At 57.0% G+C, this 13,610-nt stretch carries 7 protein-coding genes and 1 pseudogene; 5 read left to right on the top strand and 3 right to left on the bottom strand.

All coding sequences use genetic code 11. From position 1 onward, the window contains the following. Nucleotides 1–479: 479 nt before the first annotated feature. The 3 genes and pseudogenes from EDD52_RS19290 to EDD52_RS19280 all read right to left on the bottom strand — a co-directional run bounded on the left by EDD52_RS19290 (nt 480) and on the right by EDD52_RS19280 (nt 4,414). The gene (locus tag EDD52_RS19290) at nt 480–1,616 is read right to left on the bottom strand and encodes a hypothetical protein (RefSeq protein WP_132248021.1); all 1,137 of its coding nucleotides are present in this window, start codon (nt 1,614–1,616) and stop codon (nt 480–482) included. 629 nt (nt 1,617–2,245) lie between these two features. Continuing rightward, nucleotides 2,246–3,487 carry an IS91 family transposase gene (locus EDD52_RS19285; RefSeq protein WP_132248019.1) on the bottom strand — a complete coding sequence of 414 codons (1,242 nt, stop codon included), beginning with the start codon at nt 3,485–3,487 and terminating at the stop codon, nt 2,246–2,248. 12 nt (nt 3,488–3,499) lie between these two features. Further along, nucleotides 3,500–4,414: pseudogene (locus tag EDD52_RS19280) on the bottom strand (tyrosine-type recombinase/integrase). 240 nt (nt 4,415–4,654) lie between these two features. On the opposite strand from EDD52_RS19280, the gene EDD52_RS19275 reads away from it, so the two are divergent. The 5 genes from EDD52_RS19275 to EDD52_RS19255 all read left to right on the top strand — a co-directional run bounded on the left by EDD52_RS19275 (nt 4,655) and on the right by EDD52_RS19255 (nt 12,915). Then, nucleotides 4,655–6,040, top strand: a complete 1,386-nt coding sequence (locus tag EDD52_RS19275) for an IS1182 family transposase (RefSeq protein WP_132248017.1) — start codon at nt 4,655–4,657, stop codon at nt 6,038–6,040. A 321-nt stretch (nt 6,041–6,361) separates the two neighbouring features. Next, on the top strand, nt 6,362–8,452 hold the full coding sequence (locus EDD52_RS19270) for an ATP-dependent nuclease (RefSeq protein WP_243652021.1): 2,091 nt from the start codon (nt 6,362–6,364) through the stop codon (nt 8,450–8,452). Between the two features lie 14 nt (nt 8,453–8,466). Then, entirely contained in the window at nt 8,467–10,761 is a 2,295-nt protein-coding gene (locus tag EDD52_RS19265; protein ID WP_207906063.1) for an nSTAND3 domain-containing NTPase, read from the top strand. Nucleotides 10,762–11,917: 1,156 nt separating this feature from the next. After that, on the top strand, nt 11,918–12,313 hold the full coding sequence (locus EDD52_RS19260) for a hypothetical protein (protein WP_132248015.1): 396 nt from the start codon (nt 11,918–11,920) through the stop codon (nt 12,311–12,313). Further along, a complete protein-coding gene (locus EDD52_RS19255) occupies nt 12,313–12,915 on the top strand; it encodes a hypothetical protein (RefSeq protein WP_132248013.1) in 603 nt (200 codons plus the stop codon). Before EDD52_RS19260 ends, EDD52_RS19255 begins: the two co-directional genes overlap by 1 nt. Nucleotides 12,916–13,610: the final 695 nt, after the last annotated feature.

Below are 13,610 nucleotides of genomic sequence, written 5' to 3'. Positions count from 1 at the left end.
AGCAGAGGAGGCCTTCTATGCAAACTTGAACGCGGTCGAAAAAGTAGCCTAATCATTGAACCAGAAACTCTCCGGTAAACCCGGGGCGGTTCACACCGAATATCAACCGGCCTTGTCCGGCTAAGAGAGCACAGGAAGGCAAAAACTGAGAGATACCGGAAATTTGCAGCAACTTGGCATGGGATGGTGACAACGACACGAACCGTTGCTTCTTGAACCTGGTGTGTGGATCGGCGCAGCTCCGCTGATGCCTTGGAGCCAATGAGGGGGAAGCAAGCGGAAATCCATCGGGGCTCGCGGTGACGATATATCGGGCCGCTCACAGAAGCCGGATATACGTCAGCAATCGTGATCCTGAACCAGACCAAACAGACCGTTGCAATTAGGCGGGGTCCATATACATCCACACATGACTTTCGCTGCGGGTGAAGTAAAGATTTTTGGCTTGAAAGTAGCGGACGTTAAAATACCGGAAATCGCTAAGACCGCCAGCTTTCCCCCATCGCTTGGCTTAGACGCAATACGTTTATTTGACCGGCTATACATTTTCGCACGTGTCTGTCTGATGCTGGGCCGCGAAGTAGCGTTGTTGTGGAGGCATAGACGTGGAACGGATCTGTCATTGTCGCTACCACTGTGCCGCCCTCTGACAGGTTTTCCTCTGCACTTGCACCAATCCATTCTGCTGGCAGCGGATGAAGGGCATATGGATTGTGGATGAAGACAGATCCATCACGCCATGGCTCGGAAGGCATATCTAAATCACCCACTTCGTAGGCAAATACTTGCGGACTGATAGCGTTAGGATTCGGGTCCCAACATGTTCCGGATCTGACCATTCGGGTAGCTTTCGAGCGATAATGGCCTTGTTGTCCGATGCGTCCGAACTTCGGGACGGTGCCTGCATTACTGAAGAGAATTCCGGAAACGTGGTGCGCGTCCGGAAGGCCAAAGAAGTTAGAAGGGATCACTTTGGACCCTTCATGTTTTAGGATAGCGTTGCCCTCGACAACCAGATTTCCGCCATCATCGAACAAATGCCGATGATCGATCCCAAAGAGATATTGAGAAATGGATGTGGCGGAGAGATTAAGGCCACCACCGTGAAAGTTTTCGATAGCGATCACGAATGGCTTTCCAGCAACATGCGGTAGCGTCCAATACTTTTTTTGCATTTTGGAATATAGTGGGCTGCCAAATTTTATCGCCACCTCTTGTTTGAGGAAGCGCATCGCCTCTTCTGCGGTGCGTGGCGAGACTCTTGGGAAAAGCTCATAGGGTTGGTAGTCTTTCCGAGGTGTCGGATTGGCGGTGACGGCTTCGACGGCAACGGTCAGACCGTCACGGCTGATAAGAAAATCAGGGCGGTTGTGGTTGCGATCAAGGGTATGACCAGCCTCCGTGAAAAGTGCGTGCAGATACAACTCAAAGGTCCGCGCGTCGAACCCGTGTGTCTGGAACTGCTGAACGAAGTTTCCATCCGGATCACTCATCGTTACAGCTATTTCAGATAAGGTTGACCGAGCAGGCGCCATCAAACTGTCATCTCGCGTCTTCAAAAATTGAGGATGAAGCGTCTCATCGGGAGCCAGGTGTTCAAACAAATTCAGTCCCATATTAGCTGTACACCTCCTTCATACATTTCACGGCCAGGAAAACGTGTTTTGCATCGCACTCTCTCCAACTTGGTCACATAGTCAAAACACCAGATTAGATTGTCAACGAGCACGCCGAGATTTGGTTTAACACCTGGTTCCAGAAAGGTCTGTAACGGGCTTGTGGAGATCAACGTCCAACATCTTCGCACTTTATCGAGTCAATGAGTGCATAACGTGTCTTTTGCATATTATTGTCCGCTTTCCGGAAGCTGCAATGCAGCGTGCGACGAACCGTTCAAAGGCAGCTTTGGTGAAGGTTTTCTGATGCGGGTCGCGGCGGCACGTTGCGCACTGGCGCGACCACGACCCGCGTTGGACAACCTCCCAAGGTGGAAGCCGCGAGGGTCTTGGATCCGTCTATGGGGAAAGTGTGCAGTCGGTTGGGGCAACCGTTGCATCAGGGGTACGGCTGAAGGTGCGCATGGTGCCCGATACGCTCGCATGCACGGGTGAGGATGCCGACAAAGCTGTGTGTTTCGGTGTCATTGCCGCTTCGTGCGACGCTGGAAGTGAACAAGCACAGGCTGTTAGGACCAAGTCTGCGGATTGCAGCTGGTGGATTTCCGTGACGAGTGACAGGCGATTTGTCATGCGGCCTGCTCCCTTGGCGGTGCTCGTGATGACGGTTTTTGCCCGCGCCGGAAGATTTCGACGATGCGCATTGGGCCGCCGCAGCAGGGACATGGTTCGCGCAGGGTGAGTGGTGCGATCTCGGCTTGTGGTTCTGGCACAGCGGGCTGTTTAGACTGCTGGACGCAGAGCATGGTGCGGATTCTGGTGATGTTGGCCTTGCGGGTCGAGTTGGCCAACAGGCCGTAATGCCGGATGCGGTGGAACCCGTCCGGCAAGACATGGATCAGGAAGCGGCGGATGAACTCCGGCGTGGCCAGGCGCATGAACTTCTGCCGCCCTCTCGTGGTTGTGCTGCGCAAACCACTGCCGGGCAGTGGTGCGCCGAACTTGATGCGGTAATCCTTCCAGCGGAAGGCGACGGTATCGGCATCGGCGCTGATCAGGCGGGTGTTCGAGATCGCGACCCTGTGGGTGTATCGGCTCAGATAGGCCAGCACGGCCTCGGGGCCTCCGAAGGGTGGCTTGGCATAGACCACCCACTCGGATTTGCGGAACGGGGCGAGCCAGGTCGTGAAGGTGTCCCCGTTGGCCAACTCGGCCAGATCGCCGAAGAAGGCCAATTGACCGGCCCGGTGCAGATCCATCAGCCCCTCCAGGAACAGGCGTCGAAACAGCCGCGACAGAACCCGCGCATGCAGAAAGAACCCGGGGCGGCAGTGGACCCACTTCGTGCCGTCAGGCGACAGGCCGCCGCCCGGCACGATCATGTGGATGTGAGGATGGTGGGTCAGCGCCGAGCCCCAGGTGTGCAACACGCTGGTCATGCCCACCCGCGCGCCCATGCGCTTGGGGTCTGCCGCGATGGTCATCACCGTTTCCGCCGAAGCCTTGAACAATAGACCGTTGACCGCCCGCTTGTTCCAATAGGCGATCTGGGCGATCTCGGCTGGCAGGGTAAAGACCACGTGGAAGTATTCCACGGGCAGAAGATCCTCGGCACGCGCCTCCATCCAGTCGCGTGCGGCCGGGCCCTGACATTTGGGGCAATGTCGGTTCTTGCAGGAGTTATAGGCGATATGATGGCGGCCGCACTTGGTGCAACCCGCCAGATGCCCGCCGAGCGCTTCGGTCCGGCAGGCTTCAATCGCTGACATCACCTTGAGCTGGGTCAGGCTGACATGCCCCACATTGGCCCGCCGCCACGCAGGACCATGGGCGCGGAAGATGTCAGCAATCTCCAGCTTTGGCCGGGGCACGCCCGGCGCAGGTTATTCCAAGCTTCGCTTCACCGTCTGATCCTGCAACTTGGCCAGCATCTCGTAGGGGCTGACCGTGTCGCGGATCGTCTTGGTGGCCACGTGGGTGTATCGCGCGGTAGTCGTCAGTTTGGCATGGCCGAGAAGCACCTGGATCACCCGCACATCGGTATTGGCCTCCAGCAGATGCGTCGCGAAACTGTGGCGCAACGTTTGCAGCGTCGCGACCTTCTTGACGCCGGCCATGTGCTTGGCCGAGGTGAAGGCCCGGTTCAGCTGCCTTGGCGAGATCGGGTTGATCTTGGGCTTGCCGGGAAACAGCCAGCCCTCCGGGCGTGCCTCGCGCCACCAGGCACGCAAAAGCTCCTACAATCCGGGCGACAGCATCACCTTGCGGTCTTTCTGACATTTGCCCTGTTCGACATGGATCAGCATCCGGTCGCTGTCGTCGTGTCGAAGACGCGCCTCTGGCACGATGTCGACGATCTTGAGGTTGCAGACCTCGGCTGCCCTGAGCCCGGCGCCGTAGGAGATGCTGAGCGCAGCCCGATACTTCAGGCCCGGCCTCGGTGCCGCCATCAGGATGTCGGACACCTCCTCGACGCTGAAGACGACCGGCAGCTTGCGCGGTTCGGTGCGGAATTGCATGAATCGCTTCATCTCTTCGCGCCCGCAGGTCATGCCGAAAAAGAACCGCAGCGCCACAATGCGTGTGTTGAAGGTCGACGGGGTCACCCCGGTATCCGACATGTGGAGCTGATATGCGCGCAGATCCTCCGGCGTCGCCGTGTCGAGTGATCGCCCGAGGAAAGCGGCGAAATCCTTGATCGCCCGGATGTGGGACTTCTGCGCCTTGTCGCCCATCCCACGGATGCGCATGTCTTCGATCATCCGCTGGCGCAGCGGGCTTACTCTCTCCTCTGTCATGGAAACCTCCTGTCTGATGATTGAGAAGGTCCTAATCGTCAGCCAGGTCGGCCAGATCGCAAAGTGCGCGCCGCTATGGGCGGCTCACCCCATCAGCAACATGCGCCAATGCCGCGAAGCGGCTTCGTCCTTGGGCCGTTCCAGGCGATCGACACAACGGGCGTATTTTGTTGAAAAACTCGCCCTTGAACGAAGGTCCCTCGGCTGATTCAATTCCAGTACAGGGTGGGAGGATCGGCCATGATGGGACCGCGGCAGGAGGCGCAACCAGCGCTGTTTTACGAGTTCTCGCTTGAGGATCATGTCCCGCAGAACCACCTGCTTCGCTCCATCGACCGGTTTGTGGACCTGTCCGGCATCCGCAGCTACCTCGCCGATTTCTACAGTCACACCGGACGCCCGTCCGTCGATCCTGAACTTCTCATCCGGATGCTGCTGGTGGGCTATTGCTTCGGCATCCGGTCTGAGCGGCGGCTGTGCGAGGAGGTGCATCTGAACCTCGCCTATCGCTGGTTCTGCCGCCTCGATCTGAGTGACCGCGTCCCGGACCATTCCACGTTTTCGAAGAACCGGCACGGGCGTTTCCGCGACAGCGAACTGCTGCGGCACCTGTTCGAAACGACCGTCGCGCGCTGTATCGAGGAAGGCTTGGTCAGCGGGCAAAGGATGGCGGTAGATGCCAGCCTGATCGAGGCGGACGCGAACAAGCAAAACTCGACGCCGAAGGAGGACTGGGACGTCTCACAGATTGATCCAGCCGATGCCCCCCGTGCAGTTCGCGAGTATCTCGATACGCTGGATGAGGCCGCCTTTGGTGCAGCCAGCGAGGTCACACCCAAGTTCACGTCGCATTCCGACCCGGCCAGCCAGTGGACGGCGGCACGCAAGGGACCGGCATTCTTCAGCTATTCCGACAACTACCTGATAGACACGGATAACGGCGTCATCATTGATGTCGAGGCGACAAGATCGATCCGGCAGGCAGAGGTCGGCTCGACCAAGACCATGCTGGATCGGGCGAAGACCAGGTTTGACCTGCATCCCGAACGCCTGATCGCCGACACCGCATATGGCACCGGGCCGATGCTGGGCTGGCTGGTCGAGCGCAAGATCGCCCCGCACATTCCGGTCTTTGACAAGTCTGGCCGCAGCGATGGCACCTGGAGCCGGGCGGACTTTGAGTGGGACGCCGAGCACGACCAATACGTCTGCCCCGAGGGCCAGACACTGAAGCAGTTCCGCCGGAACTATTCCGACCCGAACCGGGGGCCAACCAGTGGAGGTCGAGCCAAATACCGTGCCCTGAAGCTGACCTGTCAGGCCTGCCCGTCGAAACAGAAATGCTGCCCGAACGCCGATGCCAGAACCATCACCCGCGAGGAACACGAAGACGCCCGCCAGGTCGCGCGCGACATCGCCAAAACCAAGCAATACGACATCTCGATGAAGCTCCGAAAGAAGGTCGAGATGCTCTTCGCGCACCTCAAGCGCATCCTCGGCCTCGGAAGGCTCCGATTGCGCGGACCATGCGGCGCCAACGACGAATTTCTCCTCGCTGCCACCGCGCAGAACCTCAGGAAACTGGCCAAGATACTTCCTGCACCGCAGCGAATGCGGAATGCCTGACACGAAAGGCGATCGCACCACGTTCAGCCGTCGATATTCTGCGCTCGCGAACGGGTGTTTTTCCACAGAATCGGCGGGAAGCCTACTTTCGCTGCATCTTGCACGAACGACCAAGTTGCGAAAAAGAGGCGCTTGGTCCGGCTGGCGGAATCGCCCTTGGTGCCTATTGAAGGCATCCGAGGGAGTGTGCACTTCGCCTCGCGATTGGTTTCGTTACGGTGCCCAGGTTTCGAACCCCAAAAGGGGCGTTTATCTCGGTCCTTAAGAGTTATGCTGAATGCACGTCTAACGGTCGCGCCACCGTGCATTGTGGCGTACTGAATGTTTGTTATCGTGTTGCATTCATACGGATTAGAATTGAAAGTTCGGAATACTGGGGGAGCAATGCAGCTTGAGCGTGCACGCATAAAAAATTTTCGGTCGCTTCGAGATATCGAAGTCAGCTTCGGCGCGCATACAGCGTTCATCGGAGGCAACGGCGCGGGGAAGTCCTCTATACTGAAAGCGATTGAGAAATTTTACTCGACGTCAAAAAGCTGCGATGCGGATGACTTCTTCGGGCGCGATCAAGGGCAGCCGATCGAGATAGAACTCACCTTTCATCAGCTAAGTGATCAAGAAGTAGCATCTTTCGAGGACCGTGTTCGCGACGGTAAGCTGGTAGTAACCCGTGTTTTTGATAGTGGCGCCTCAAGCGGTAGATATCATGGTGTAGTTCCCCAAATCCCTGACTTCGTTTCAATCCGATCCGCATCCAGCGCGACGGCAAAACGCGCGGCTTACAACGCCCTGAGCGCAGATAATCCGCTCTACGCAGACCTGCCCAACGCTGGTAGCGCCGCTGCAGTTGACCAGGCACTGCTGGATTGGGAGGCAATCCATCCGGAGCAACTGGTCCTATTGCCCGACGATGGGCAGTTCTTCGGCTTCCAGAACAATAGTCGTGGCAAGCTCCAGAGGCATACAAACTTTATGTTCATTCCGGCCGTTCGCGAGGCATCGGCCGATGCCGCCGATGGTAAGACGAGCGTTATCGGTAAGCTGCTTGAATTACTTGTACGAAGTCAGATCTTGCAGCGAGCTGACGTCCAAGTCTTCAAGGCGAAGATGACTGAAGCCTATCTGGAGTTGGTATCGGCGGAAAACATGCCAGAGCTTGGCACCTTAGCCGGAGCGCTTACCGCCGATCTGCAAGGCCTGTACCAAGATGCGGAGGTCGCGCTGAATTGGCGTGAGATAGTAGAGATACCGGTCCCCTTACCGATGGCAGACGTGTTTCTAAAGGACGACGGTTTTGGTGGTCCGGTCGACAGACAGGGTCACGGCCTGCAACGCGCCTTCATCTTCACGCTGCTCCAACACCTCGCGCGCGCGACGGACCCGGACACTGAAGATGAAGCTGCCGGGAATGCGGGCGGCGACGCACTCGACGATAATGCGATTGCCGCACAAGCGCCAACACTGATCCTCGCGATCGAGGAGCCTGAGCTCTACCAGCACCCAACCAAACAGCGACATTTCGCAGAGGTGTTGCGCGGACTAAGCAGCGGCACACTTCCGGGTGCCCAAGGGCATACCCAGATCATCTTTGGCTCGCATTCGCCGATGTTCATTTCGATGGGCAAGGCCGACGAGATACGGCTCACCCGCCGCTCAGAATGCCACGGTAGCGACTTCAAGCAATGCAGCATACAAGCCCTTGATCTTGGCATCGTGGCGCAGAAGCTCGAACGCGGCTGGAGCAAGCCTGCTGGCTCATACAACGCGCAGACCTTGATGCCGCGACTCCATATTCTTGGGGCCGAACTGGCTGAGGGGTTCTTCGCGAATGGTGTTATTCTGGTCGAGGGTCGCAGCGACAAAGCGGCGCTTACGGCGACGGCGCGGATGCTCGGAGTCAACTTTGAGGCCGCAGGGATTGCCATCCTGTCGGTCGAGGGAAAGTCCAACCTCGACCGTCCTTTTGTCATTTTCCGCGAGCTGGGCATTCCGACCTTCCTGCTCTGGGACTGCGATCACCATCTGGCCCCAGCTCAGCGCAAACCCGCAACTGACCTTGCTTTGAGCAGGCTCGCAAAGCCGGACGAAGTGTTTGGGGTCGCACCGGCTGATGACCTTGTCAGCGATTGCTATGCGCATTGCGGCAATACAATGGAACACCGCCTCAAACAGGATATCACTCTGGAAATTCACGCCAATTGCCTTGCTGCTGCCTGCGAGCCCTTCGGCGTGGAACCGAACAATGACACCCAGAAAATCCCCGAGGTCGTTTATCAGACCTTGCGGCGCGCCAGGGAACAGGGTCACGAAAGCGAAATGCTGAAGGAGGTCGTACGCGCAATGTGGCGTTATTTCCGCGATGAGGACCTGCCGGACCCGCCACAGGCGCAAGCCATGGTCCCCGTATCGTGAAAGTCGACAATGAAATGACTGAGCTTGTGTCAGCCCGAGAGCGCCGCGCGCACGGTCCATGGAGCGATCTGGCGATACATACGATCGGCTGGCGTGCCTTCCAGGATCTCTGTTCGCAGGTCTGCGAAGTGGTGCTCAGCCGTCCGGTCGAGATTTTCCGGGAAGCTCAGGATGGCGGCCAAGACGCGGTATTTTTGATACCGTCGGGCTCGGAAGCGCCTGCCATTGGCACAATTCAGTGCAAGCACACCGCAGAAGCGCGCAAGGCGCTGAAGGTGGGCGACCTATCGGGTGAGATCGAACACGTCGAGGAGCTGGTGAAGGCCGGTCTGGCCGACACTTATGTCTTCATGACCAACATGAGCATTGATGCGCCTATCGCCGTCAAGATGCGCGCGCGCTTGCGCGCCCTCGGCGTACGCAAGCCACATATCCTGGGCAGCCAGTATATCGTCAGGGTCATCAGGAGCAGCGCTCGGCTGCGCGCGCTCGTGCCACAGGTCTATGGTCTGGGCGATTTGACTTCGATCGTCGACGAGCGGCTCACTGAACAAAGTCGGGCGCTCCTCGATAGTTGGATTCCAAAGCTGCGGACATATGTTCCGACCAAGTCCCATCGCGACGCCGTTAGTGCCATCTCGGATCATGGAGTTGTGCTACTGCTCGGCAACCCATCGAGCGGCAAATCGGCGATCGGCGCGATCATTTCCACGATAGCATCCGAGAACCCGGACAGCACAGTCCTTGCGCTCACCAGTCCGCGCGATTTCGAAGCGGGCTGGAATCCAAACGACCCCGGTCGATTTTTCTGGATTGATGACGCATTCGGTTCGAATGTACTTCGCGACGATTATGTCCAAGACTGGGCCTCTGCATTTTCGAAATTGCGTGCGGCGGTCAAACACGGCAATCGCTTCCTACTCACTTCGCGCAAGCACATCTACGAGGGTGCGCGGCGGCGACTTGGCCAGCGCAATCTCGCGCAATTCAAAGACGGAAGCGCCGTAGTAGACGTGGGTGATCTGACTTTCGACGAAAAGGCACAGATCCTGTATAATCACATCAATTTCGGCGAACAGAGTCAGGTCTGGCGGTCAAGCGTGAAACCATATCTTGCGGCAGCTGCCGCCGTTGAAAATTTTCTTCCCGGCATTGCCGAACGGCTTGGAGATCCGAACTTCACCAAAAGGCTGTCACCGAGCGAACCTTCGCTTGTCCGCTTCATGAGGGAGCCGACCGAGCACCTTGTCGATACCGTCAATTCATTGGACGATCAGCTGCAGGCGGCACTTATTTTGGTCTACGTCCACCAGGCCGGTTTTGATCCCAACGATCACGATCTTTTGGCTGCACAGGCCGTCGCGAAACTAACCGGGCATCCTATCACAAAGATTCAGGATAGCTTTGAAGAGCTGAAGGGGTCTTTCCTTAAGCTCTCCGGACAAAGATGGACCTTCGCTCACCCAACGATTTTGGACGCCCTAACTGAGGTTATGCGGCAGAAGCCGCATATGATGGCGGCGTTGATCCGCGGCGCGCCTATCGACACCATTCTCGGAAGCTTCACGTGCGAAGAATCCCCGCTCATACGAGACGCGCTGGTCATCCCAGCCGCACTGGACGACGCGTTGGTCGAACGCCTCGGCCGTACCCCAGATGAACTCCATCGAAATTGGATGCTATTCCACTTTCTTTACTATCGTGCCAGCGAGGTGGTTTTCTCCAAAGTCGTTCAGCAGTATCCGGATTTGTTGGAGCGATCGTCGTGGCGGAGCGATCCCATCATCGACGACCCAAAGCTTGCAATTTACGGTCGCGCAAATCGCCTTAGACTCTTGCCCGACTATCTGCGCGAGGAAGCAGCAGACAGCCTTGTGTTGGCGGCGCATGACGGGCTTGATGCGTCTTTCTTTGAAGAAGATGACATGCTCGGCCTATTGTCGCCGTTGCGTTTGGTCAGCATGGGTATGGGATTGCGGACCACGGTCTTACCATCCCTTGAAAACCGGATAGACGAGATTGCCGCTGATTCCGATCTCGACGACGAACCCGATAGCCATTTCGTCAAATTGCTCGACCTTTTGGATCGCGTGGAGGCGCTGGGCGTAGACGCCGACGCTGCCGCTTTAATCGAAGAAGCACGTGATCAAGTCGGACGCTCGGTTGAGGAGCTCGAAAAGCGCAAGTGCGAGCGGGATGAGGAGGATGAAAGTGATACAGACTGGACACACATCGTGACGCAAAAAAAGGAAGAAACAGCTGTACCGCCTGCGGCGACGCGATCGACATTCGACGACATCGACAAATAGAAACGATTGTTCTTCAATGTTGGTCGATGCAATGACATCTGCGTGGCTAACCGCAGGCTTCTTCCGGACCTCTCAACCCGCCAAAGTACAATCGGCCAGACCACATATCAATATAGCGGCTTCCTTCGTACATCTGTCGCTTAGCGGACCAGGAGCTGTGCGTGCTGCGAAGGGCGGCAGGGTCCGCATTGAGGACTCTTGGGCTGCCAGGCCATGCTGCGCGAAGCCGCAAATGACTGCTCGGGGAAGCTGCACCGCGGCGACGGAGCGTGCCATGAATGGCCGTTAATCACCAAAACGCAGCGCTGATCACTTCATTCGGTCGACCAAATTTATGGGTTTAGCCAGCGGTCTGGAGCCCCCAAATTCTTAGGGGCCCCGACATCTGCATATCGAAACAGGATAATTTGAACTTTAGGCCCTTCTCCTTTGAGATGATTTGGGTGTCGAAAGCTGCCATGGTCAGCTTTCTGGGAAAGACGTGCGCGGGCACATAGAGTCTCGGGGTTCAAGATCAGGCGATTTGCGCCTGTCGATCATCGCGTGTGGGACTGATCAAATCCCGCAGCGCGCTGCTTTTAGCGATGATCTTTGAGAATCTTGCTTTTGCTTGGCCGGTGCCGGCCATCAAACCTAACGCCTCCTTTCTGCATGCAAGAGATTTTCCCGAGACCGCTGCGAAATGCTTCACATCGATCTTGATGAGTAGATGAATACGTTTGGTTCGATACGGAAACATTTTTTAGACCGAAACGAGCTGTGTCCTCCGAACACGCCGTCCCATGTAAAGGGCAGACCCTCCAAGTGCCCCACGAACGACAATTCTCCTAAAGGTGCGCAAGTGAACCGTGCTGATCGTATTGGTCGGCACACTGCATCCTGATGGTCTTAGGCGGCAGTAGAATCGTCTCAGGGAAAGCGAGTTTCCAATTTTTTTCAGAAACTTCTTCGTCATGGGAATTTTGGCCAATCTCTTATCCAGAAGCCATCAAGAAGGACGATACGCAATGAAGAGAAAATTGACAGACACCGCCATCGACTGATTTTCGCGCCCTCATAGTGAGGCGCGCAACTCAGCAGATGACGATCACATGAACCTCCAAAACATCCTGACCGCCGGGACGAAACCTGGCAACTTTTTCAATCAGGAGGCACCATGTACTACAGCAAGATCATTCCCGACCCAAAGCTCACCCATTGCAAAGAAAGCGAAGACGCGTTTCGGGCATATTTCCAAGACAACGATGAAGCCCTCGGCCATGCGGCAGTGCTGCTCGGTGGGCGTCGCGGTGCGCGGCTTCTCAATGCGGTTCGCGAGGCGATGGACCGCCAAGGGCCATTTACCCGTCGCCTGCGCCGTCAATTGCTTGAGCTGCGGAACCTTCTGTTCCTGGAATACGCTTACAATGACGATTGGGGCGATGGCTCGGGTTTTGCACTGCTCGAACCCGATGATCCGATTGTTCCGGAAATCTGCCTCCTCGCGGATGGCTTGGAACAGGCCCTCCAGGATGCGGGGGTGTTCAAAACCGACACCGATCAAGCAGCGTGATGTATCTCCCCGCGCCTCGTCACCTTGGCGACGGCGTGGGGGTCTCGCAAGAAAAGTTTGGGCACGCGCATTTTTCTTCTTCGTGGTTTCGCAAAACGACCAATCTCATTGGTACCAGCAAAAGCCCCCCTTCCGATCCAAATACAAGGAGCGCACCGCCAGACCAACCACCTCCTCTCATGCCGGATTTCGTGACGCCGCAGAATGGCACCCACCCAAAGCAATCCAACCACATGAAAGAGAGGTCCCACATGGACGCCACCACCAATGAAAACATCGCACAGGCCGCATACGACAGGATCGCAGATACCGAGCGGCATCTGCGCCGTCACGGCCCTGCACTGTGCAACCTGTTCGACGCATTCGATGCGCCTTCGGGCTTCGATGCGCTTTGCGATCTACATAGCATCTTCGGGAACCAGCACCCGGACGCCAAAATGGTAAAAATAGCGCTTCAGGAGATCGAAACATTTCTGGCAAAGCAGACATCGCAAGCTGCAGATGCTGCCGCGCGGGATCGTGGGTTTGACGCGTCTGGCGCTTTGCGCTGGCATGGCGCTCGGATCAGTGAACTGCATGCGCGGTTTTGCAATGCCGACTGACACCGTCTCGGGCTGTCAGTTGCAACATGCTCGTCGTCGGGGCTCCGACCCCGGCGAGGGCGACTCTCTCCATCAAGATATCTGTGACGTCTCAATGTGGCTTCTACAGAAATTTCGGGTGCCGTTTGTCCATCTCTGGGTGGACCGACACCCGTATCAGCACGGTAGGGAAATCGCATGTATTTCGGTCATGCAATGGCAGCATCATTTTGATCACTTGGCCGCTGCGGCAAAGGAGGCGTTCCTTGCGCTCGGATATCAGCTCCTGGACCTTGGGGATGCCCTGATCCCTTGCACTTGTTGTGATGGTGGACATTCGCGACACGAGGCCCTCATAGCCTATACGCGGATAGAGGCCGCGCTACGCGCACGAACAACAAGCCGTACATAGATCAGACATGACATGACGACAAATGGGGTGGCCTTTGGCCGCCCCATTTGCGTTCCTGCCCCCGAAAATTTTCTCAGATCGGGGGGGGCTTGCCCTTTGAGGCAACTAATCGCCCTGACCTATGGACACGACCGCTCCATTCAACGCGCCTCTCGCATGGCAGCCACACTGTTCCGAACGACCCAACACTCAAGCGTCAACAGCATCAAATCCGTTGAGGAGCAATGAGCTTGCCCCTGCTCTGGAGAATTCCAAACTGGACAGGAATTTTTTTCAAATTCGGTTTTGGATGCCATTCCTGCCG

Origin of the sequence: Primorskyibacter sedentarius (assembly GCF_004342065.1) — a bacterium.
GTDB lineage: Bacteria > Pseudomonadota > Alphaproteobacteria > Rhodobacterales > Rhodobacteraceae > Primorskyibacter > Primorskyibacter sedentarius.
This window is presented reverse-complemented; position numbering and strand designations above follow the sequence as displayed.

Bases quoted from the DNA above. Each gene is read 5' to 3' on its own strand.
- EDD52_RS19290 (WP_132248021.1), bottom strand. From the start codon at position 1,616: ATGGGACTGAATTTGTTTGAACACCTGGCTCCCGATGAGACGCTTCAT.
- EDD52_RS19275 (WP_132248017.1), top strand. From the start codon at position 4,655: ATGATGGGACCGCGGCAGGAGGCGCAACCAGCGCTGTTTTACGAGTTC.
- EDD52_RS19270 (WP_243652021.1), top strand. From the start codon at position 6,362: ATGTTTGTTATCGTGTTGCATTCATACGGATTAGAATTGAAAGTTCGG.
- EDD52_RS19265 (WP_207906063.1), top strand. From the start codon at position 8,467: ATGACTGAGCTTGTGTCAGCCCGAGAGCGCCGCGCGCACGGTCCATGG.
- EDD52_RS19260 (WP_132248015.1), top strand. From the start codon at position 11,918: ATGTACTACAGCAAGATCATTCCCGACCCAAAGCTCACCCATTGCAAA.
- EDD52_RS19255 (WP_132248013.1), top strand. From the start codon at position 12,313: ATGTATCTCCCCGCGCCTCGTCACCTTGGCGACGGCGTGGGGGTCTCG.